At 61.2% G+C, this 22,626-nt stretch carries 18 protein-coding genes; 6 read left to right on the top strand and 12 right to left on the bottom strand.

Features of this window, described 5'->3' with window-relative positions:
- Window positions 1-60 precede the first annotated feature (60 nt).
- The 3 genes from NZ585_12940 to NZ585_12930 all read left to right on the top strand — a co-directional run bounded on the left by NZ585_12940 (window position 61) and on the right by NZ585_12930 (window position 4,714).
- Entirely contained in the window at window positions 61-1,269 is a 1,209-nt protein-coding gene (locus tag NZ585_12940) for an acetyl-CoA C-acetyltransferase (GenBank protein MCS7080939.1), read from the top strand.
- Window positions 1,270-1,286: 17 nt separating this feature from the next.
- The gene (locus NZ585_12935) at window positions 1,287-3,419 is read left to right on the top strand and encodes a 3-hydroxyacyl-CoA dehydrogenase NAD-binding domain-containing protein (protein ID MCS7080938.1); all 2,133 of its coding nucleotides are present in this window, start codon (window positions 1,287-1,289) and stop codon (window positions 3,417-3,419) included.
- Between the two features lie 422 nt (window positions 3,420-3,841).
- Window positions 3,842-4,714 (top strand): hypothetical protein, encoded by an 873-nt coding sequence (locus tag NZ585_12930; GenBank protein MCS7080937.1) that lies wholly within the window; start codon window positions 3,842-3,844, stop codon window positions 4,712-4,714.
- A 37-nt stretch (window positions 4,715-4,751) separates the two neighbouring features.
- Here NZ585_12930 and NZ585_12925 read toward each other — a convergent pair whose 3' ends face one another.
- From NZ585_12925 to NZ585_12905, 5 genes are all read right to left on the bottom strand, one after another.
- Window positions 4,752-8,405 carry an SDR family NAD(P)-dependent oxidoreductase gene (locus NZ585_12925; protein MCS7080936.1) on the bottom strand — a complete coding sequence of 1,218 codons (3,654 nt, stop codon included), beginning with the start codon at window positions 8,403-8,405 and terminating at the stop codon, window positions 4,752-4,754.
- Between the two features lie 44 nt (window positions 8,406-8,449).
- Window positions 8,450-8,953, bottom strand: a complete 504-nt coding sequence (gene purE / locus NZ585_12920) for a 5-(carboxyamino)imidazole ribonucleotide mutase (protein MCS7080935.1) — start codon at window positions 8,951-8,953, stop codon at window positions 8,450-8,452.
- The gene (locus NZ585_12915) at window positions 8,940-10,184 is read right to left on the bottom strand and encodes an acyl-CoA dehydrogenase (protein ID MCS7080934.1); all 1,245 of its coding nucleotides are present in this window, start codon (window positions 10,182-10,184) and stop codon (window positions 8,940-8,942) included. Before NZ585_12915 ends, purE begins: the two co-directional genes overlap by 14 nt.
- Before the next feature lie 18 nt (window positions 10,185-10,202).
- The gene (locus NZ585_12910) at window positions 10,203-10,658 is read right to left on the bottom strand and encodes a MaoC family dehydratase (GenBank protein MCS7080933.1); all 456 of its coding nucleotides are present in this window, start codon (window positions 10,656-10,658) and stop codon (window positions 10,203-10,205) included.
- A gap of 237 nt (window positions 10,659-10,895) precedes the next feature.
- A complete protein-coding gene (locus NZ585_12905; GenBank protein MCS7080932.1) occupies window positions 10,896-11,699 on the bottom strand; it encodes a hypothetical protein in 804 nt (267 codons plus the stop codon).
- Window positions 11,700-12,139: 440 nt separating this feature from the next.
- Here NZ585_12905 and NZ585_12900 point away from each other — a divergent pair, with 440 nt between their 5' ends.
- Both NZ585_12900 and NZ585_12895 read left to right on the top strand, forming a co-directional pair.
- Window positions 12,140-12,469 (top strand): RNA-binding protein, encoded by a 330-nt coding sequence (locus NZ585_12900; GenBank protein MCS7080931.1) that lies wholly within the window; start codon window positions 12,140-12,142, stop codon window positions 12,467-12,469.
- A gap of 245 nt (window positions 12,470-12,714) precedes the next feature.
- Window positions 12,715-13,209, top strand: a complete 495-nt coding sequence (locus NZ585_12895; GenBank protein ID MCS7080930.1) for a hypothetical protein — start codon at window positions 12,715-12,717, stop codon at window positions 13,207-13,209.
- 424 nt (window positions 13,210-13,633) lie between these two features.
- On the opposite strand, the gene NZ585_12890 is transcribed toward NZ585_12895, so the two are convergent.
- From NZ585_12890 to NZ585_12875, 4 genes are read right to left on the bottom strand one after another with little or no spacing between them, the layout of a single operon-like run.
- A complete protein-coding gene (locus tag NZ585_12890; GenBank protein ID MCS7080929.1) occupies window positions 13,634-14,845 on the bottom strand; it encodes an ATP-grasp domain-containing protein in 1,212 nt (403 codons plus the stop codon).
- Window positions 14,846-14,902: 57 nt separating this feature from the next.
- Window positions 14,903-17,194, bottom strand: a complete 2,292-nt coding sequence (locus NZ585_12885; protein ID MCS7080928.1) for a PEP-utilizing enzyme — start codon at window positions 17,192-17,194, stop codon at window positions 14,903-14,905.
- Window positions 17,195-17,204: 10 nt separating this feature from the next.
- A complete protein-coding gene (locus NZ585_12880; protein ID MCS7080927.1) occupies window positions 17,205-17,963 on the bottom strand; it encodes an alpha/beta hydrolase in 759 nt (252 codons plus the stop codon).
- A complete protein-coding gene (locus tag NZ585_12875; GenBank protein ID MCS7080926.1) occupies window positions 17,960-18,499 on the bottom strand; it encodes a SelL-related redox protein in 540 nt (179 codons plus the stop codon). The genes NZ585_12880 and NZ585_12875 overlap by 4 nt, the downstream gene beginning before the upstream one ends.
- A gap of 353 nt (window positions 18,500-18,852) precedes the next feature.
- On the opposite strand from NZ585_12875, the gene NZ585_12870 reads away from it, so the two are divergent.
- Window positions 18,853-19,221 carry a hypothetical protein gene (locus tag NZ585_12870; protein ID MCS7080925.1) on the top strand — a complete coding sequence of 123 codons (369 nt, stop codon included), beginning with the start codon at window positions 18,853-18,855 and terminating at the stop codon, window positions 19,219-19,221.
- An 82-nt stretch (window positions 19,222-19,303) separates the two neighbouring features.
- Here the strand turns inward: NZ585_12870 and NZ585_12865 are convergent, their stop codons facing one another.
- The 3 genes from NZ585_12865 to NZ585_12855 form a co-directional block, all read right to left on the bottom strand.
- On the bottom strand, window positions 19,304-19,813 hold the full coding sequence (locus tag NZ585_12865; GenBank protein MCS7080924.1) for a Spy/CpxP family protein refolding chaperone: 510 nt from the start codon (window positions 19,811-19,813) through the stop codon (window positions 19,304-19,306).
- Between the two features lie 156 nt (window positions 19,814-19,969).
- A complete protein-coding gene (locus tag NZ585_12860) occupies window positions 19,970-21,271 on the bottom strand; it encodes an adenylosuccinate synthase (GenBank protein MCS7080923.1) in 1,302 nt (433 codons plus the stop codon).
- A gap of 70 nt (window positions 21,272-21,341) precedes the next feature.
- A complete protein-coding gene (locus NZ585_12855; GenBank protein ID MCS7080922.1) occupies window positions 21,342-22,598 on the bottom strand; it encodes a nucleotidyltransferase family protein in 1,257 nt (418 codons plus the stop codon).
- Between the last annotated feature and the right edge of the window lie 28 nt (window positions 22,599-22,626).

The following is a 22,626-nucleotide window of genomic DNA, read 5'->3' as shown; positions in this document are numbered from 1 at the left end:
TTCGTGTAGGATGCCCCGCACGTAAGCCACCATCACTACGATACCAAGGGGTTGCTTTTGATGACGCGCGACGCCTTCATCTTTGATGCGATTCGTACGCCGCGCGGACGCGGCAAAGCGTCCGGCGCGCTGTACGAGATCAAACCCATTGACCTTGTCACTCAACTCCTCCGTGAACTTCAACGCCGCAACGGTTTCGACACCGGGGAAGTGGATGACATCATCCTCGGTTGCGTGACGCCCATCGGGGACCAAGGCGCCAACATCGCCAAAACGGCGGCGCTTTACGCCGGTTATGCTGAGACCGTTGCCGGACAGCAAATCAACCGCTTCTGCGCGTCGGGGCTGGAAGCCGTCAACCACGCCGCCATGCGCGTCCGCTCCGGCTGGGAGGACCTTGTCATCGGCGGCGGCGTGGAATCCATGAGCCGCGTCCCGATGGGATCGGACGGCGGCGCGATGATGCTCGATCCAATGGTCAGCGCCACGCTTCGTTTCATCCCACAGGGCGTCAGCGCCGACCTCATCGCCACGCTGGAGAACTTCTCACGTGAGGAACTCGACAGCTACGCCCTACGTTCGCACCAGCGCGCCGCCCATGCGACGGCGAATGGCTACTTCAAACGGTCGCTCATCCCGGTCACGGATATGAACGGCCTGCTGGTGCTTGACCACGATGAACTCATCCGCCCCGACACAAGCCTTGAAGCTTTGGCGCAGCTTCAGCCGTCGTTTGCCCAGATGGGCGAAATCGGGTTTGACGCCGTCGCTCAACTACGCTATCCCGGCGTCGAACGCATTCGCCACGTCCATACGGCAGGTAACTCGTCGGGCATCGTGGACGGCGCGGCGCTCGTGTTGGTCGGAAGCCGCGAAAAGGGTGAGGCGCTGGGCCTCAAACCCCGCGCGCGCATTGTCGCCGCCGCCGTGACCGGCAGCGAGCCGACCATCATGCTGACCGGCCCGATGCCTGCAACGCGCAAGGCGCTCGCTAAAGCCGGGATGACCATGGCTGATATTGATCTGTTTGAAGTCAATGAGGCGTTTGCGTCGGTCGTGTTGAAGTTCATCCGCGATATGGATGTTGATCCTGAAAAGGTCAACGTCAACGGCGGTGCCATCGCTATGGGCCATCCGCTGGGCGCAACGGGCGCTATGCTGCTCGGTACGGCGTTGGATGAGCTTGAACGCCGCGACAAGACCACCGCCCTGATCACGCTCTGCGTCGGCGGCGGTATGGGCATTGCTACCATCATTGAACGGGTCTGAACCGGGAAAGGAACTCTATGGCGTTTCGGTACGAAAAGGATACGGAAAATATTGTCACCATCACGATGGATATGCCGAACCGGTCGGCGAACGTTATCAACGCCGAGTTCACTGCAGCGCTGGCTGAGACCTTTGCGCGGCTCAAAGCCGAAACCGACTTGGCCGGCGTTATCATCACCTCGGCCAAAAAGACGTTCCTAGCCGGGGCCGACCTGGAGCCAATGCTGGAAGTGCGCGACGCCGGCGCGCTCTTCAACGAGATTCAGCAGGTCAAGCGTATCTTTCGTGGCATGGAAACCTTCGGAAAACCGTTTGTCGCCGCCATCAATGGCGCAGCGATGGGCGGCGGATTGGAGCTCGCGCTGGCCTGTCACTACCGCGTCCTGATAGACCGGCCCGACGCGCAAGTTGGGTTGCCGGAAGTCACGCTCGGCCTCATTCCGGGCGGCGGCGGCGTCACGCGCATGACGCGCATGCTAGGGCTTGAAACGGCGCTGCCGCTGTTGACCGAAGGCAAGCGCCTGTCGCCGGCTGAAGCCAAGGCGCTCGGCGTCGTCAACGAACTCGCCGCCACGCCGGAGGAACTCATCGCCAAGGCCAAGGCGTGGATTCGCGCCAATCCACAGCCCCAACAGCCGTGGGATGCCAAGGGCTATCGGCTACCGGGCGGCGACCTGCGGACGCCCAAGGTCGCGCAGATGATTACCGCCGCGCCGGCCGTCCTCCTCAAGAAGACGCGCGGCAACTTTCCTGCTCCATTGGCGATTCTGAGCGCTGCCGTCGAAGGGACGCTCGTGGACTTCGATACGGCCGACCGCATTGAATCGCGTTACCTGGCCAAAGTCGCCACCGGTCAAGTCGCTAAGAATATGATCACCGCCTTCTGGTTCCAGCTCAACAAAATCAACAGCGGCGGTAGTCGTCCGGCGGACGTACCTCCGGCGACCTTCACCAAGGTGGGGATTTTAGGCGCCGGGATGATGGGTAGCGGCATTGCCTACGCCTGCGCTTCGGCCGGCCTGTCAGTCGTGCTGAAGGACATCACGCTGGAGCAAGCCGAAAAAGGCAAGGCGTACACGGCGAAAGTGCTGCGTCCGCGCGTTGAAAAAGGACAGATGACCGAGGAGCAACTGGCCGCAACGCTGGCGCGCATTCATCCGACGACCAAGGCCGAAGATTTGCGCGGTTGCGAACTCATCATCGAAGCCGTCTTTGAGGACCGCGCCGTGAAGCGCGACGCCACCCAGGAAGCCGAAGCCCAACTGGAGCCGACGGCGATTTTCGCTTCCAACACCTCGACGCTGCCGATTACCAGTCTGGCGCAGGTGTCTGAACGGCCGGAAAACTTCATCGGGCTGCACTTTTTCTCGCCGGTGGACAAAATGCCGCTGGTCGAGATCATCGTCGGCGAAAAAACCTCGCCCGAAACACTGGCGCGCAGCTTTGATTTTGTCCGGCAAATCAAAAAGACGCCGATTGTCGTCAACGATAGTCGTGGGTTTTACACCTCGCGCGTGTTTGGGACGTACACCTCGGAAGGCATGACGCTCTTGGCGGAGGGCCAGGCGGCGAGCGTCATTGAAGCGGCTGGGACACAGGCTGGCATGCCTGTCGGGCCGCTGGCGGTCTCTGATGAAGTCAGCCTGAAGCTCATGCAACACGTGCGCCGCCAGACGGAGCTTGACCTCGCCGCTGAAGGCAAACCCATTCCTGACCAGCCTTCCAACCGCGTTCTGGACGCGATGCTGGCGCAAGGGCGTGCGGGCAAAGCCGCCGGCGCCGGTTTTTACGAATATCCGCCGGAAGGTAAGAAGTTTCTCTGGCCCGGCTTGCGTGAGCTGTTCCCGCCGCAGGCGGAATTGCCGTTTGAAGACATCCGCGACCGGCTGTTGTTCGTTCAGGCGCTGGAAACCGTTCGGTGCCTTGAAGAAAACGTCGTACGTTCGGTGGCGGACGCCAACATCGGCAGCCTCTTTGGGTGGGGCTTCCCAGCGTACACCGGCGGGACGTTGCAGTTCATCAACAGCTATGGTGTCCGGGCGTTCGTCGAACGAGCGCAGGCGCTGGCGGCTAAGTACGGCCCGCGCTTTACGCCGCCGGCGCGGCTCGTAGCGATGGCCGAGGCCGGCGAGTCATTCCCTATCCTGTAAAGCTTACCGTGCCGCCGGGCGTCACCCCGGCGGCCTCTTTTGACGAGTTTTTTGGTCGCTATCTTCGCCATCGGCGTCGCCTGCGAGGCAGGTTGTTCGACCTGACGCGCCCTGACCCGCTTTCCTCCGCCCCTGCCGGCTAGTGAGGCGACTCGTTGTGTTGTCCCGAAGCGCACTGGCGTTCTCGCTACGGTCCACTCGAAAACTATACAAACGCCCTTCTTGTGACAGCGCGTTGGATTACCGCGCCGACAGTGCGAAATCTCACCAAGTGAGGCACAAAGATAAAAAAGCTTTACACCGACGTAACGTACGGCATAATATAACGGCTAGTTTGCGAAAAATTCGTGTTTCGACCGCGTGCAGGCGCTGTCACCGAATTTCGCGCTACGCGGCCGGTTATAGGCGGCGAGGACCGTACGATGTTGCGGAGCGGGCACATCATCCTTGGGTTCGCCTTGGGGTTGACAATCCCTATCGGTTTCTGCGCCGAACAACCGATTTATGCTCAGGGAGGCGGCGTCACCGACGCCGAGTTGCCATCCGCCATCAAAGCCTTGCACGGAGAAATCGCGGCGCTGCATGGTGAACTGACAAGCTACACAGCCGCCGTTCAGGGTGGGGAAAAGTCCCGGCGCGGTAAAGGCTTTGAAGCCTATCGAAAGCAGTTTGAAACGCTTGGCGGCAAGATTTCGAGCTGTCGTGAGCGTTTGCAGTACTTCCACGAGCAGGTTGCGCGGCTGTATCGAACTATGCCGACTTCTCCCCTCTATTTGGCGGTGCGACAGGCCTACGCCGACGCCAAAAATGACTTTGACGCCCTTGCCGCTGGCTTTACAAATGCGCCGCGCCCGGAGACCTTGCAGGTCGTCGAGGTGCGGGTCATGGATGGGCGGCTGACCAAACATCTGGCGCAAACTGCCCCTGAACCGGCGCCGGTCAAGCCGGAGCAAAGCGTCGGACGCGCCCTGCTTGAAGCCGACGACATTCGCTACATCGGCAAATTTGATTCGGTCGAGGTGTATTTGGTGACCATCAAGGAGACTGCGCACTACGTACTGACCGGGCTACGGGAGCGCGTCACCGGGCCTGACGGCGTGGTGACAGAAGTCGTGCGGCAGGCGATTCTTTACTCCGAACCTTTTCCGGCCAAAGAGGCGACTGGTCGCCAGACCGAGCAGCACTTCGAGAGCGTACTCCAGCAGAAGTTCAGCCTTCTGGCCGCGGAAGCTGACATAGCTGACATGATTATGGACGAGTTGCTCAAGGCGCGCAGTTACGCGCGCACCGAGTAGCCGCTCTCGCTTTTAGGCGAGGCGAAGCCGCTTTCGCTTAGACCGTAATCGCGTTACCACGGTAGATGCGCGATAAGTAACGGCTCTGCTCCGGCTCCGGAGCCGGCGCGGCGGCCAGCAAAACGGCGTCCACAAAGCGCGCCAGTTCTTCGCGCTCTTCGCGTTCGTTGCGCGGTTCTTCAACGCGCGCCCGGCGCGTCAAATCCACCTGATTGACTGTTGGGTGATGCGTGAACCGCTCGCATTCAACCGCAAGGGTCGCTGTCAGCGCGTGCAGCGTCGTTTTGACGAAAAGCGCTAGCGCAAACTCTTCGCGCGAGGAGTTGCGCGAGGTTTTGGGCGTCACCAGAACAATCTGCGCTTTGTCCTGCAACGCCGCCTTTTTCGCCACGCGGAAGTGATGCGTAACGTGCGCTTCCACCAGTTGTTCAAAGTCTTTTTCGTTGAGGACGCCGCGCCAGTCGTCGCCAGCGGCCGCCAACGGTTTGAGCGGCAGTGGGTCAAATGGCGTTGAGACAACGACATCTAGTCGCCCGAACCGCTGAATCAGGTCATCCATCGCGGCTTCAATGTTGGCGCCGCCGCTGAAGACGTGCAGGTTGTTGAGGCGCTGCGCGGAGAAGTAATGTCGTAGCGAATCCGCGCGCTCGTCCGTCTTGGTCAGGATGATGCAGTTGCGGACGACTAGCTGGATGGCGAACGCCCCGACCAGCCACCGCAGCTCTTCTTCGAGGTAGTCGCCGATGAGCAATACATTCTTGCGGCGCAACGCCATGAGGTCTTCGTTGCGCGGCAGACCGTAAAACTCGCCTTCCGTCACTGTCCGGTCGAACTTCAAGCCCCCCGACGGATGCAGGGTTTCACCGCTAATGTTCGGGTCGGAAAGATAAAACACCGTCGCTAGGGCGATTTCCTCCTCGGTCGGCATGCGCCCCAGATTGAGCATTGTCAGAATGCTCGATTGAACCCGCCCGGCTTCTTTTTCAACTTCGGCCGGGTCGAAGAACGGGTCAGGCGGTTCGGGAAGCTTGTCCAGAAAGGCGGTAATGAAGGCTTCCCGGTCGCTGACTTCCGCCACATAGCCGCCCTCAAGCAACCGCCGCAACAGCTTTTCGGCGATCTTGCGTGTCATCAGGTAGGCGCTGTCTGAATGTCCGACGTTGGCCACGTTGGCGCGCAAGTGTGCAATGAGTCGCCGAATGGTTTCAGGGGGCTGCGCCGCTAGTACGTCGTCAAAGCGGTTGCGCACTAGCGCATCGAGCATCGTCTTGACCGCGTCGCCGTCGCGCCAAGCGCGAATAACTGCGTCGTGAATCTCGTTGAGCCGCTTGTTTTCTAGAATCAGTCGTGCCCGTCGCACATATAAACCCGGCCGCCCTCCTTCGCCGCGCAGGCGGCGGCCTTCAACCGGCCCCGGCGACAGCGCATTGATCTGGATTTCCGGCCCTAGATGCCGCGCCAAAATCTCCGCCAGCGCACGCTGACCAGCTTTGGAAACGGCGTAGTCGCTGCGGTTTGGATACGCTACTGCAACGTATTTCTCGCCGCCGAAGTACGAGCTGACGTTGAGAATGTAGCCTGCGCCCTGCTTTTTCATTAGCGGCGCAACCTTATAGATGAGCGAGTAGTTGCTCAGCAGGTTCGCTTTAAGCGTGTGCCGCCACGCCGCCAGCGGTAAATCCACCACCATTTCCTCAGCCCCGGCGATGCCGGCGTTGTTGATGAGGAAATCAATCCGTCCGAACTTATCTACGGCGAATTTCGTCAGGCGTCCCAGCGCCTCTTCGTCGGACACGTCAATGCCGGGTAGGATTTCCACGCGCGTCTCCGGTTGGGGATACCCGACGGCGAAGAGTTCCGCGACAATCTCGCGTTTGAGCGCCGCCAGTCTTTCGCCATCCCGCGCCGCCAAGACGACCTTCGCGCCGGAAAGCGCGAGGTAATGCCCAATCGCCCCGCCGATGCCGGCGCTGCCGCCGGTGATGACGGCGACTTTGCCGATATGCAAACCTAGCAATGTTCGGGCGATGTCGCGCGGCAGCTCCGACTTGCCGGTCGTCAGGCGGATGTTTTCCGGTACGTAGAGGTTGAGTTCGTCAAAAATGCGAACGCGGTTGGCGAGCGTCGCCAACCAGTCGGCTGTGAACTTAAGGTTGTCCGGCTCCGCGTTGGCGTACCGAACAAGTTGGTTGGCTCGGACGGCGAAGCGGCGCGTCCCGACGGCGACCTGTCGCTCGTCCTCGTGCCGCCAAACGCGCAATAGTTGTTCGACGGCGGCGCGGTAAATGTCCTCAAAGGCGTTTGTTGCGCCGTCGTGTTCATTGGTCAGAAACAGGACGTTGACCGGCTCTTGGAGTTCGTTCTCGGCGTCGAACTCCAGTAGAAAGCGCGACAACTGCGACGCAAAGGCGGTCGTCCCAAGGATGGCTTCATCAAGGAACTGGCGGATGAGTTCGGCGTCGGCGGTGACCAAATCCGAGCCATAGTAGCCGGCGGCATGGGCGGGAAACACAATCACGGTGTCAAGCCGGCGGTAGCGTTCCCGGATGAGGTCAAAAACGCTGGCGACGGATTCCCGCCGCAGCGGATCTAGTCGCGTCACGGCGATGGCATGGCTAAGTCCGTAACTTTCAAGCTGCGTCTTCGCCGTGTTGACGGCTTCCGGCTGGCGAAACGTCAAAATAACCGCTGCGCCGTAGGACTGCTGGCTAACGGCGACCGTCACGGCGTCGGTCACCTGCTCGCCGCCGACGACAAGCACGACGCGCCGGCTAAGGTCAATCAGCCGCTGGTCAGGCCAGGCGGTCAGCTTGGTTCGGCTCTGCGCCTTGACCTGCATGCCGTGCGTGACTTCAAAGTTGTGGCCCGAAATAGCGGCGGATTCGTCCGAGCCGAGGAAGACCATGAGATGGGCGACATCGACTTGCGTCGGATAACGTTTGGCTGGTGGTTCATCCCCCTGCGCCCGCGCCAAAATCATGATGTCGAAAAACTCCTGCGCCGTCGTGCCTTCCGGGACGCCTTTGAGCCGGTCCATTGCGCTAAACACCGTCCGAATGCGGTCGGAGTCAATTGGCCCTGGAAAGACCGTATTGACGCGCACGGCGCGGTCGGTCGTCCCCAGCTGCTTGGCGAGGCCGAGCGACAGGGCGTTGAGCGCCGATTTCGGCACAACGTAGGGAATCCGCCCATAGTAGTTTGTGCGCGAGAAAATCGTTGAGACGTTGATAATGCTTGCGCCGACGCGCAGGTAGGGCAGGGCGAGGCGCGTCAAGTGCCACGGCATGCCCAGCAGGTTGGCCACCGACTCGCGCATGGTTTCGCTTTCGGTCAACCCTTCCGTCGCCAGTTGCGCCAAATCCTCGGACGTGAAGGGAATCCGGAACAACGGTTGCTTGGCCCCGGCGGAGCCGGCGTTGTTGATGAGAATATCAAGGCCACCCCACCGTGCGGCGATGGTTTCCAGCGCCGCCTGCATGCCGTCTAGGTCGTGCGCTGAGAACGCCACTGGAAGGATGTCGTCGCCGATGAAACCTTCGGCCATCAGGGTTGCCCGAAACTGCTCGGCGCGTTCCAAGGAGCGACTGGAAATGGCGACGCGCGCGCCTTCGCGCAGGTACATACGGGTGACGACGCTGCCGATGCCGCCGGCCGCGCCGGTAATCAGGGCCGTCTTACCTTTCAAACGCATGGATTCCGGTGCACTCGGTGGGCGCGCAACCGGACGCGCGCCGCTCAGTTTTCGTGGTTGAGGAGTTGGTTTTTGTTGCGCGAGATTTCGGCCATTTTGGCCTTGAAGTCCACCAGCTCGCGTTGGAGTTCCGGATTGTCAGCCGCTACGATCTGCACCGCCAAGATGCCCGCGTTTTTCGCGGCACCAATGGCGACTGTGGCGACCGGTACGCCGACCGGCATCTGGACAATCGAAAGCAACGAATCGAGCCCGTTGAGGGCTTTCGATTGAATGGGAACACCGATGACCGGCAGCGGCGTTAGCGACGCGACCATCCCTGGCAGGTGGGCGGCGCCGGCTGCGCCGGCGATAATGACCCGCAAACCGCGCATGTGTGCCGTTTCGGCGTACATAAACATGTCACGCGGCGTGCGGTGGGCGGACACAATCCGCATCTCATGCGCCACGCCGAATTCCGCACAAATCGCCGCCGCGTCCTTCATGACCGGATAATCGCTGTCGCTGCCCATGATGATGCCGACAACTGGAAGCTCAAGCTTGGCCATCTTGCCCTCCACTGGTACGTTCCCCGCTCGCGGAACGGTATTTCGCCAACTCCAGCTTGGCAATGGTCTCGCGATGCACTTCGTCAGGGCCGTCGGCCAACCGTAGCGTCCGCGCCTGCGCCCAAGCGTACGCCAGTCCGAAATCGGCGCAGACGCCGCCGCCGCCGTGCGCCTGAATGGCGCGGTCAATAACGCGCAGCGCCATATTCGGCGCGACGACCTTGATCATCGCAATTTCCGCGCGGGCGGCCTTGTTGCCGTAGCGATCCATCATTGCGGCGGCCTGTAAGGTCAGCAGCCGCGCCTGATCAATCTCTAGACGCGAGTCGGCGATCGCCGCCCGCAGCACGCCCTGCTCGGCGAGCGTTTTGCCGAACGCCGTCCGGGTTAGGACGCGCCGACACATGGCTTCAAGCGACCGTTCGGCCAGCCCAATAAGCCGCATACAGTGGTGAATCCGTCCCGGGCCGAGTCGTCCCTGAGCAATTTCGAAGCCGCGTCCTTCGCCCAGCAGCAAGTTGCTCGCTGGGACGCGGACGTTTTCAAACACAACCTCGGCGTGGCCGTGGGGCGCGTCGTCATAGCCGAATACGTCCAGCATCCGCACCACCTTCACGCCCGGCGTGTCCATTGGAATCAATAGCATGGAATGCTGGCGGTGTTTGGGCGCATCAGGGTTGGTTTTGCCCATGAAGATGATGAGCTTGCAGCGCGGATCGCCGGCGCCGCTTGTCCACCACTTGCGGCCGTTGACGACGTAGGTATCACCGTCGCGCTCAATCCGAGCTTGAATGTTGGTGGCGTCGGAACTGGCCACATCGGGCTCGGTCATGGCGAAGCAGGAGCGGATTTCGCCGGCCAGTAAGGGTTCGAGCCACTGCTTTTTTTGCTCCGGCGTGCCATAGCGCACCAGCACTTCCATGTTGCCGGTGTCCGGCGCGGAGCAGTTGAACACTTCCGGCGCGAGGAACGACCGCCCCATAATTTCGCACAGCGGCGCGTAATCCAAGTTGCTGAGGCCTGCGCCGTACTCGCTTTCCGGCAGGAATAAATTCCACAGGCCGGCGGCCTTAGCCTTAGCTTTGAGGGTTTCGATGATGCGCGGCGGACGCCACCGACCGCCGGCGGCGAGTTCATCTCGAAAGACGGCCTCATTCGGGTAGATGTGCTCGTCCATGAAGGCGAGCAAGCGTTCACGGAGTTCAAGGGCCCTAGGCGAAAACTCAAACATACCTGCGCTCGGCTCCACTTAGACCAAAATCCGCAAAATCCATTCGGCGACGCAAGCCGGCTTTTCTGCGCCTTCCAGCTCGACCGTGCAGTTGAGGGTAATGTCAAGGCCGTTGTCGAGCGACTTAACGTGGGCGATGCCGAAGCGGCCGCGAATGCGGCTTCCGGCCGGAACCGGCGTGACGAAACGAACTCGATTCAAGCCGTAGTTGAGCGCCAAGCGTGCGCCCTCAAACTGAAGGCTTTGTTCAACGAGGTATGGGATGAGCGACAGCGTGAGAAACCCATGCGCAATTGTGGTCTTGAAGGGCGATTCAACGGCGGCGCGTGTCGGGTCGCAGTGAATCCACTGGGTGTCGCCGGTGATTTCGCCAAAGGAGGTGATGCGCGCTTGGTCAATCGTCAGCCAGTCGCTGACGGCCAGTTCCTGACCGGCCATGGCGGAAAGGGAGGCAAGGGAAAAAGACGTAGGCATCGGGACGTGAATCCACCACAAAGAAGGAATGTCGCGTAGCTCACATGCAACCATCATTTCGTGCGTTTGCCAACCGATTTGGCCGTCGTTAGAGACACTGCAGCGGCGTCGCATCCGTGGTGGATGGGGGTGGGTGTGGGTTTCGCTGGCTTGAGCAAACACACCCTTGGGCTAGGCGTCGGCGCCGGGCTTTGGCGCGCCGTACATTTCTTCTGTTGAAGGATGTCGCGTTCGGCTTCAAGCAGCCAGCCGGCGGGTCAGCCAGTCGCGCCAGTACAAGCGGTAGCGATGCAAAAGCCAAGCGACGAGCGGCGGTAAAAGACACGCAATGAAAAACGTGAGGACGACGATTAGAAACCGACCGCCGAAAAACTCGTCGGCTAGACGGCTGAAGTCCATCCAGTGGCCGCCGCCTTTGGCGTCTTCGTAGTCAAGACGCGCTTCCTGACTAGTAAGCAGTTGAAAGGCGAACCGCAAATCGTGGAACTGGATGTAAAAGCCGGCGAAGGCGTACAGTGGGCGCTCCAGCCCATGCACCAGCGATTGGCCGCTCCACGCGCGGTAGAGAAACACGGTGGCGAACATCAACTCGCCGCCGTGACCCATGGCAATGACGATCGCCTCATGCAGCGCCGTGAGGGTTGTGATGGTGTAGGCGGTGACGAAACCGGCGAGTAACGCCAGCGTCCCGTGATTGGCGCGGAAGTGATAAAACGACCAGCCGAGAACGCCGTACCAGACGGCGATGAGCAGCCATTGTCGGTCTTGGTGGATGGTGACGCCGCCGCCGTACACGAAATCGAACGCCGGAATGGACGGGTAGCCATAGGCCCAGCCGGCGACGGTGTGGCCGAGTTCGTGAACCAGCGTGACGAGTGGGTGCAGGACAAATGAGACGAAGGCAAAAAAGGGCGCGAAGACCACCAGCGCAGCCAACGCCGCTCCGCCGATGAGGGACTGATAACCTTGCGCATCGGTGCGCTCAACTTCCGGCGGCGGCCGCCGGGCGTCATGGTACGCCCACCCCAGCGGCAGGGGCATACTGCAGCGGGCGCAACTGGTGTGGGTCAGGGGTTGGCGGAGTTGGCAATGCGGGCAGGTTTGATACATGTGACGACCATCGTCAACATCGACAATGTCACGCCTCGACGCCGCTATCGTGACATGGCCTATGCTTTTGTCTCAACCGGCTGTTCAGCCGGTTGCGAAGGCCGGTAATGGTTTTGATGCCACGCCAGTAGGTTGCATTTCGGGACAACGTTGCGTAGGATGCCTGCTGTTCACGCCTTCTCTTGCCTATCAACGGTGACGTGCCTCGTTTCGGATTGTGGTTGAGCGCGGCGGTTTTGGATTGGTTAGAGAGAGGAAGGTCTTGGTTACGATGAAACCCGCCGCCTGTCGGCCCGGCATGTGTCTTTTTCGCACCGTTTTAGAGTCCATGCTTGGTGGGGTTTCTGATCCGAAAAGAGGAAAACGCACCTATGAAGCTTTACGTCGGCAATCTCAGCTTTCAGACCACTAGCGAGGATCTGCGCAGTCACTTTTCGCAGGCCGGCGTCGTTGAGTCGGCGCTGGTCATTGAAGATCGTGAAACTAACCGCTCGCGTGGTTTTGGCTTCGTCGAGTTCGCTACGAGCGAAGAGGGCAAGCGGGCTATTGAAATGTTTCACGGAACGGAGTTGAACGGACGGACACTGACCGTCAATGAAGCTCGTCCACGCGAAGAGCGCGGCGGCTATAATGGCGGCGGTCGGCGCAGCGGCTACAACGGCGGTGGTCGGCGCGGCGGCTACGGACGCGGCGGCTGGTAGGCTCACCGGCGCAGCCCCCTTGCGTCGTTTCTGTGAGTTTTGTGGGACGCGCTCCGTTTGGGGCGCGTCCTTGCTTTTGGTGTACGCCGAACGCCGCTCTGGACGCCGAACGGCGGACTGGGTGCAGGGCGGCGGCTTCGGCATGATAGAGTCCGGCTGTGGCCACGCTTGTACTGCAGGCTGAACCCGTACGACGCAGGCTGATCGTGTGGATGGGATTGCATTGATGGAGACGTAACTGGCATATGCCGACGCTGGACGTGTTGCCTGACCATTCAAGAGTCTGGGTGTTTACAACCGCTGAACCGTTGTCCGCTCAAGCCGCAGCCGTTGTCGAGGCGTCGCTGGCGGCGTTTGTCGCTGATTGGATGTCACACGGCGCGCGCGTACGCGGCGGCTTCGCCGTTCTTGACCGTCGTTTTATTGTTGTCGCTGCTGATGAAGCCCACAACGACGTGTCGGGGTGTTCGATTGACGGGATGTTTCGCGCCGTCCACGCCGCCGTACAAAGCGCCGGCGTTGCGTTGGCCGACACCGCTGACATTGCCTACCGAACTGGGACGGGGGTTGAGCTAGTGGATCGCCCGACTTTTCGGCGACTTGTTCGTGAGGGGGTGATCCGGGCCGACACGCCGGTTTTTGACGGCGCGGTGCGGACGCTGGGCGAGATGCGGGACGGCAAGTGGGAGCGGCCGTTCGCCGCAAGTTGGCATGCTGAACACTTTGCGCCGACGACTTAGGCGTAGTGGTGTTCTGGGAACGTCGTTTGTGACGCGCATCAACGCGACGCCGAGTTGGAAAGTGTGCTGGTAAAAAGGACTGAAGCCTTTTCCGTGTTGGTGAAACGGCGCTGTGGGCGCGAACTGCGCTGGCGGTTTGGGGTAGGGCGGCTCAATGGGTTTTCCTACGTGGCGGCGTTCCGCTACGCGACCTGTTGGAAGGTGTGGCGATTCTTCGCAACAAAGCAAGCTTAGAGGCTGTCCGGCGCGTTAGCTGTTGTCAGATGCGGCAAGAACCCTGGCGCACTCCAAGGCGTTGACGCGGTTCACACTTGGTACGGCTACACTTTCTCCGAACGATCTGCTGAAAGGTGAAAAACAATCACTGCCAAACCTTGCCTGTGGCCGCCGATTCTCCAAAAGTTGCCGAACGGTATATTAGGCGCTAAGTTGTTGGTCGTTCCGGGACGGGTTGGCGCGCGAAGAAATCTACCCGGAAACGCGCTACGTAGTCGTCCAACAATCGCGTGATGCGGTCGTAGCTGGGCGACTGCACAATCAAGCCGGCGTGAAACTCCTTGTTGAGCCGCCAGACGATTTCTGGGTCGTTGTACGCGCTGGTGTCCGGCCGCTGTTGCCGCGCCAGCGAAATCAGCAGCCCGGCGTAATCGCGCCGCGCCTGCGGCGGCCGATACCGCTCAGGCGGTACGGCGCACTCAAGCTTCGCCCATTCCGCCCAGAGATTGACGCCGGTCGCCGCCTCAACCAGTTCAACGATGTTGGCGCCGCCGACACGCGCCGAGGTCTCAAGGAAGTAAAATGCGCCGTCCTCATGCGCCTTGATGAACTCCGTGTGTGACGCGCCGCGGACCAGACCCATCGCCCACAACACCCGTCGGTTCAGTTCCAGCAGCTCTTGCTCGTCGTCCGAGCCGTACTCGACGATGCGCGTGGCGAAAACATCCCCGTCGTGCATCACCTCAATCGGCGGGCGGGCGTACTTGCTAACCGCCGCAAAGACGACCTCCCGCTCCGACACAATCGAATCCACGTGATAGACCTCGCCGGGAATGAACTTCTCCAGCAAGTGAAACGAACGGCGGTCGCCAAGTTGATGCAGGGTCGCCCAAACCTCTTCCGGCGAGGCGGTACGCTTGATGCCAATCGTGGACGCTTCGGAACGCGGCTTGACAAGCCATGGACCCGGCACTTCGGCAAGGTACTCGTTGACGACCTCATCATTGAAGACCGGCGTAAATGGCGGTACTGGTACGCCGTGTTCACGCGCCTTAGCGCGCATCGCCAGCTTGTCGCGGAAGTAACGCGCCGTCGTCTCGCCCATGCCAGGGACGCGCAGATGCTCGCGTAGCGCCGCCGCCGTCTCGACATCAAAGTCGTCGAGCGCCACGATGCGGTCAATCCGGTGCGTCCGCGCCAGATAACTCACGCCCAGAATCACGTCGTTAAGTCGCCATTTTTTGTTTTCGTCGGGCATGAAGAAAATGTCGTCAAGGCTTTCGCGCGGCCAGTCGGCGTCCCGAATGCTCTCCGAGGTGACGAGATAGACACGCCAGCCCTGACGCTTGGCTTCGCGCATAAATTCAGCGCCTTTTTCGTAGCTGGCCAGACACAGCATCGTGGGCGGACGAGTCGGCATGAGTCAACGCTCCCCACAGGATGAATAACGTTGGGCGGCTGTACGGTGACCGTATTCTTATTCGCGCTTTGTCGCCGACGCAAGCGAAGCCAAGCCGACGGCCGACTCAACAACTTCAACCGTCCCGGCGTCCGCTTGAATGCGAACTCGGTCGCCGGTTTGAATGACGCGCGTCACATTGCGGACATTCGTCACCGCCGGCAAGCCAATCTCGCGTAGGACAATCGAACCATGGGACAGGTCGCCGCCGATCTCGACGACGACGCCCGCCACGGCCGTAAAGACCGGAATCCAACCGGCGTCCACGGCGCGGGCGACCAGAATAATCGGCTCGTGGGAGGGCGGCGGGAGCGCCGGCGTGTCACACACCCATGCGCGACCTTCAACGACGCCGCGCGTCAGGCCAATCCCCTGCAACGCGGGTGGGACAGGCTCGGTTGAGGAAGTCGAACGAAACCGTGAAAAGTCGTCAAACCGGCGAAACACATCCGGGAAGTCATACCGAGCAAAGACTTCCTGCTCTCGTCGCCGGGCGGCGATGAAGTCGGGCGTCGCCCGCCAAGCGCCGTCCAACCGCTTTGCTTCATCAACGTCCAGTCGCCACAAATCGTCGGGCGTCGGCAACTTGCCGGCGGCACAGGCCAGCGCCGCAAGACGCAACAAACGCCGCCGAATGCGGTCAAAGGTTCGCATTGCGGCATGACGCAACCGTTCGCGTGCATCAAGCGTTCGCCGCGCTTGCGCCCAGATTGGGTAAGCCAGCCACGCCCACCACGGCGTCGGCGGCGCGGCGACAGCTTGCCGTTCTCCAACCAAAAGACCAGCCAGTAGGACTTCCGGTTGCTCGTTGTACCGAGGTTGCGCAATGTCGCTTTCAAACACACCCCGAAAACCATAGCGGTCGAGGTAATCCCGCCAAAGTTGTTGGAAGCCTATGTCGTCAGGAAGGCGACCCTGGGCGATGTCTTCCGCCACGGACGGCCGCCGCCGTACGTAATCGCGGAGCGGATTGAGGTCGGTCAACATCCGCGTCGTGATCGTCTCATGACGCGCCGCCAGCGCCGACAAAACGCCAAGCCGCCGCAGAAGGGCCAGTGGTCCGCTCATAGCCTGCGTGAGCGAAAACATTTCCCGCACCAGCGTCGTGTAAACCGTCTGCAAGTCACGGATACAGGCGGTGAAACTGTCCGTCGCGTCCGCTGGAACGTCCCCTGTTTCAGTCAACCAAGCGATGCACCGCTGCGCGGAGCCGACCGCCAATAGTTGCGCCCAGCCTAATCGCGCCAATGTCGGGAGCGACCGCCACAGCCGTCCCCAGCGCACACTTTCGGCGCAAACATCACGTCCGCCGATGGAATCCGTCACAAGGCGCGTCGGCAGCCCCCACAACCGCATCATGTCAAGCAGCAGCGACAGGTTGATGAATGGCCGTCCGGCGAAGACTTCAATGAACGGACGATTGGACGGCAAACGCGCGTCAAAGTCACGGTAGTACGCAAACAAGTCGCCTGCACACGAAGCAATCAGGCTCGTCATGAAGCGGGACGGCAACGGCGGCAAAATTTCGCGGTGGTTGGCGTATGTAAACCATTCATTGCGCACAACTGGCCGCGTCAACGGCCGTACCTGAAGCAGCCAACACGTCCGACCATCGTCGGCGAACTCAACATCCCAGTCCGCGTTTCCGAAAACACGTCGCACATCCCGCAGGAGCGCCTGCAACCGGCCGGTAAACCCCGCTTGCGTCGGCGCTTCAAAAGCGCGCAGTTTGGCAAGCTCCAAAGTTTCGCCGGTCGTCGCGCCACCCAAAAGTTGGTCGGCAAGCCCGGCTGTAAAGTTCACCAAGTCGTCTTCGTGAGCAGTTTCCGTGATCGCCGCGCCCGCGTAACGCGCGTCAACCATCGCCATGACCAAGACATCACGGCGGAGCGGCGCTCCGTGGCGCAGACTTGAATTCCAAACTTTGCAGAGGGCGTCGGGCAGCTCATCCGGCGCGACGTTCAGCAGGGAAGCAAAGTGGCCGGCGAAGCTTTTCGCCGTACCATCCTCCACCGCAAAAGCCGAGCGAACCGCCAGTCGCGTCGCCGAAAGCGACAGGTTCAACGCCCGGCTGAACACCGCTGCGTCATGCAGTACAAAACCATCGGTGGTTTTTTCCACCCAGCCTTCTTTGAGACTCAGCGCCAAGAGTTCATCCAAGACCATCACGCCTGCCGGGACGGGTAAGCCGGCCGCCGCCGCGCGATCAAGGTAGGCGGCTTTCGGCCCGACGCCCGACGCTACGCCGAGCGACCGTCCCAACGGCGCAAGGTAGCGGGTGAAGGCCGAGTGGGTGGAAGCTGACATCATGGGCAGGGAACTAGGCAACTCCGATCGTCGCCGTCAGCCGTAAGGCAAGGGATGTGATCTTTCGGGCGTAGGCTTCGGGTTGTTCCACCATCGGGAAGTGATCCCAGTCACTGACCACTTCGATGACGGCCGCCGGCAGCTTGGCGCGGAAATCCACCGCCTGTTCGAGCCGCAGCACCCGCTCCCGCGCGCCCCACAGCAAGACGCAAGGGACGGCGACCGGCCGCAACCCTGCAAACCAATCCGCCGTGATGAGATCGAACATTTGCCCGAAGGCCTCGCAGCGCCCGTATTCGGCGAAAAATTGATCGAGAAAGTCCCGTGGTACGGCGTCTGAAAAAAACGTGCGTCGCCACACTGGACGCAGGACGCGCGCCGCCAGCAGTCGCTTGCCGAGTTCACGTGCAACAGTCGAACGCATCAGGCGGGGAAACCACCGCGTGTCAAGCTGCGCGCCGACTGGAGCGTGGAGAATGACGCCAGCTACCGATGGCGCGTCGTGCTGGAGGTATTCCAGCACCATCGAACCGCCAATGCCGTGACCAAGCAGGACGCGCGGCGGTGGGACGGACATCACAAACGCTTGGATATGGTTGGCGTAGTCGGCAAGCGTCCGGCAGCGCCGATCACGCGGCGTACCGCCGAAACCGGGCAAGGTCAGCGCCGTAAAAGCAACCGGGGCATCGTCCGTAAAGAACGGCTGAAGACGCGCAAAGCGAAACGCGCCGCCGCCATTGCCGTGTACGGCGATGATGGTCGGGCGCGTCATGCGTGCGCCAAAGCCGCCGCTGGAACAATCCGTCGCCAGTCGGGGTGGTCGCCGGCGTGTTTGAATTCGTGACGCCACAGGATATCGCCCGACGACGAGACCAAAAATGCGCCGGGCATCACAAAGGGATCGCCGACCGGCAGGCCGATGAAGTGCCCCTTGCCGACGGCGCGCAGCCCGCACACCCAGACATCAGGTCCAAACAATTCGCGCCAGCCGCCTCGCTCAACGCCAAACGCTTTGTAGAACACCAGCGGCGTATCACTAACGGCGCGGGCTTCCTTCCAGTATCTGGCGAAAAAGGCCTGTCCCTGTTCAACCGTTCCTTGGAAGAAAAACACCACGTTCGGGTAGTGCGGGTTGCCGGCGGCGATGTCCCGCAGGTCGGCGACAATTTCGCGGCAAAAAACGCACCCAAAGTGGCGCAAAAAAACCAGCAGGTTCGTCTTGCCCGTCAACTGTTCAGCCAGGGTTGTACCAGTGAGATTGAGGCCGACAACCGGCTGCTTCAGAATGCTTTCCGGGATTTGTTTCATCGTAGCGTACAGTGTCCTGCGCCGCCGCTTGGCATACGAGGTGCGTAGCGGCGGTTGAGACTGCCAAGCTGCACTGGGGGCGACTCCACATCATTCGCAGGCTGGGGAAGCACACTGTATGCCTGCGCACGCTGTGTCAGGGATTGTCCGGTTCATTGCCGGTTTCATCGGCGGTGCCGGGAAAAGCGTAATTTTTCTAACAGTTCGCGAGGGTTATACTTTTCACCGTAAAACCTTACAATAAAGTAAGGTTTTTGTGATGCGTCCCCAAATGTGAGGAAAAGCCCGTTGCTGCCGACGCTTGCTGGGCGGTTGGCGGCACAGGCGGGCGGCGCGGTGCAACGCCGGCCGCCGTGATTTCCGAGAGCCACCAAGGAGAGAGCAGCATGGCGCGTATCAAGTTGACTGAAGAGAACCGTTTCTCGACTTACGTTAAGAGTCGTAACTCGCCACAGTACCGGGATCTTGAGAAATGGCAGCAGTGGTTTGCTTCGCGTGGCATCCCGTCAGTGATTGCCTGTTCGCGCAGCGGCTACGCGCTGTACCGGGAAGGGTTGTTGCCGGTGGATATTCACGACGACTCGCCGGCCACGGCGGAAGGAAACGGCGCAAAGCAGTTTTTTGCGCCGACCAGATCCAAGCGCAAAGTTGGGGTCTCTTCCGCTAATCAACACCCTGACAACAATTTGACTACAGGCGGCGCTCAAGCGGCGACGGCCTGAGCGGCGCCACAGCCGAGAAACGGCGCGTGGGGAAAAAGCCCTGCGCGCCGTGCGCCACGTTGCAACCTTCAGAGCCGTCGCCTTACATTGGCGGCAGAGGAGGGACGGGTTCTAAACCACGGCCGTGACGCCACCCGTGGTTGTGCCGTCGCTGCTGGAAACGCTCCAACATTTGCTTGGCGCGTTCCCGCTGCTCCGGCGTCAAAACCGCTGCAATACGCGCTTTGGTTCGCTCCCTTGAGACAATCAGTTCCGCTATCGCCTGCGCTTGTTGCTGTGCAATAGCGCGAACCTGAACCTCGTTGAAAATCCCATCCGTTCCCAGCGTGTGTAGCTGGTCATACCCTGTCTTGAGCTGTGTCTTCAGCGGCGCGACCGTTGCGCGTTCGGCTTCTAGGATCTGCCGAATCTGGGTTTGCTGTTCCTCGGTCAGGTTCAGTTCGGCCGCCATGCGTTTGAGGAAAAAGCCCATGAAGCGGTCTGGGCCAGGATCGCGTCCGGCGGCATAGGCAACGCCGCCGAAGACAGCCGTCAACGCGAGCGCCAGCGTCACGACGACGGCCAAGGGACGTAGACTGAGACGGTGCAACATATGTGAGACTCCTTTTCGAGGGCGCTTAGAAGCTAGGCTTCTAGGGTGTAGTCAGCCGCCGCGTTTAGAGCGGCGGCTGTTCCTATAGACGCCGCCGACCGCGAGAAAGTCCGTCAAAGTCGTCAATCCCTTGTCAAGAATCGTCAAAGTCTGTTTTCAGGTCAGCCAGCGGGCCAACTTAGAGTCGGCACGCACAATGGTATCCCGCCGGTCAGGGCCGGTAGACACCAGACCGATTTCGCAGCCGACCAACTCTTCCAGCCGCGCGATGTAGCGCCGGGCGTTGACGGGAAGTTGTTCGAGAGCCGTTAGGCCAACCGTCGGGGCTTGCCAACCGGGGAGCAGTTCATACACCGGCTCGACGGCTTCGAGGTCCTGAGCGTCGTGCGGAATCCCTTCGACCAGTTCACCGTTGAGCCGGTAGCCGGTGCAAACCGGAATCGTGTCAAAGTCGTCTAGGACATCCAGCTTCATGAGCGCCACGGTCGTTAAGCCGTTGATGATGCGGGCGTAACGGGCCACCGCGCCGTCAAACCATCCGCAGCGACGTGGGCGCCCGGTGGAAGCGCCGTACTCAGCGCCGCGCGCCCGCAGTTGTTCGCCGACAGCGTCCGTCAACTCCGTCGGGAAAGGGCCGCTGCCGACGCGCGTCGTGTAGGCCTTCATGATGCCCAGCGCGCCTGTGATCGCCGTTGGCGGGACGCCTGTGCCGACCGTGGCGCCGCCGGCCGTCCCGCTCGAGGAGGTCACGTACGGATAGGTTCCGTGGTCAATGTCGAGCATGGTTCCCTGTGCGCCTTCAAAAAGCACGGACCGCCCGGCGTCCATCTCACGCGCCAATAGCATGGCGGTATCCGTCACAAAAGGCGCGATGCGCTCGGCTTTGGCAAGGAGGTCGTCCACAACGGCGGCGAGGGCAATTGGCTCTGCGCCGCGCGCCTGCAGAATGCTGTTAGCCTCGCCAATGATTTCTTCAAGTTGCTGTTTGAGTCGGTCAGGATGCAAAAGATCGCCGGCGCGCAAACCGCGCCGGCCAATTTTGTCTTCATAAGCCGGGCCGATGCCGCGCAGCGTTGTCCCTACCCGCCGAACGCCCCGCCGTTGCTCACTGGTTCGTTCCAGCGCCAAATGATGCGGCAGGATAATGTGCGCACGATTGCTGATGAAGAGCCGTCCGGCGAAGTCAACGCCGCGCGCCGCTAGTTCTTCCATTTCGGTGAGCAGCGCTGTGGGGTCAATCACCACGCCGTTGCCGATGACACACCGCTTACCAGGGTGCACAATGCCGGACGGGAGCAAGTGCAGGACGAACTTCTCGCCGTTGACGATGACCGTATGCCCGGCGTTGTGGCCGCCTTGATACCGAGCCACGATGTCGAAATACGGCGCAATCAGGTCGACAATCTTGCCTTTGCCTTCGTCGCCCCACTGCGTCCCAACGACCACGATGTTTTTCATTGCGCGCGCCGGTGGATAGCCCTTCCCTGAAGGTCTGTACAGCGTGTGGGAAAGGGCAGGTTGGCTCCTTTCATTGCGACAGACGCCTTTCCGTCTCAGCACGCGCCGAGGCGGAAGCGCTGCGGCTGCGTCGCGGGTGTGTCAGAGAAGACGATTCGCTAGTATCGCCGTCCTGTACTTTGCCGTCAACGACTGTTTTTGGCTCAAACCACGCTTCCGCAGCAGGGAGACGATTCCGCCAACCAAGCCACCGCTTGACGTGCAGCCACAGCAGCCAGCTTGTGTTGTCAGCGTACCGTTGTCGCAAGTACTCAGCGGGCGGGAACGCCATTTCACGCAATAGGAGCAGTTGCTCGCGTCGGTTGAGCGCCGCCAGTTCCAGCCACAGGCGGCCGAGACGGCTCAAACGGCGGGTGAGGAGCCGCGCCGACAGTTCGGGGCGGGCGTCGCGCGCTGCCGCGTCGTACACCTCGTCCGCGTAGGGTGTGCCAAACCAAGCGCGCGCCAGCGCGAGACATGCCAGACAAACGCGCAGGATGCGCAGTTGTTTGGCGCGGCGCAGGCACTGCTCAAGCGCCTCCGGCGATTGCCGCAACGCCATTAGGTGAATGTCATACAGCCAAGCGAGGGCGAAATCGTAGCTAAGGTGAACGGCTAAATGGAAACAGGCATGCAGGAACAAGTCATCGTCGGACGGCCCGTACGCCGCGTCGCCTAGTGTCGGGATGGGAACCCGATTACGCCACATGCCGTCGAAATCAAGGACACGAGCAAAGACGGCCGAGTTGGCGACGCTCCAGTGAACGTCAAAGACCACGTCGCTGCGCGTCAGCGTCGCTTGGCGGTTGATGAGCGTTCCCGTTACGCTTTCCGAGCGGGTGTAGCCAAGTTTTTCAAGCAGCGCAATGAAAGCCGCTTTGTCCGCTGGGCGAACGAGTACGTCCACATCGAGCTTGGTGCGCTGATGCGGCTCAGCGTAATATCGCCGGCTCACCGGCATGCCTTTGAGCAATAGCACCGGCACGCCGTTGCCATGGGCGAGCGGAAGGAGTTCCTGCAACGCCAGCGTTTGCCGTACGTCGAGCAGCGCCTCTTTGCGCGCACAGGACTTCAGCCAAGTCTGCAACGCGGTTGGTAGGGTTTGCCAGGCGTCAGGCGGCAACTGTGCGCAGACCAGTGGTCCGATCCGGTGGGCGTGCAGGGCAGTGATGACATCGGTGGCGGACAAGGACGGCTCCCAAGCGTCCGCCTGACCCGCCAATGCCCGCTGAATGAAGGCGTCCACTGGCGTTGAAGGCAGAAGCGGCCTGAGTGCGTCCGGCAACATGGGCAAGCGGCCTCACCGAGCGAACGTC

The organism is Chloracidobacterium sp. (genome assembly GCA_025057975.1).
GTDB lineage: Bacteria > Acidobacteriota > Blastocatellia > Chloracidobacteriales > Chloracidobacteriaceae > Chloracidobacterium.
Note: the sequence above shows the minus strand (reverse complement) of the source record. Positions and strands in the feature narration are given on the sequence as shown.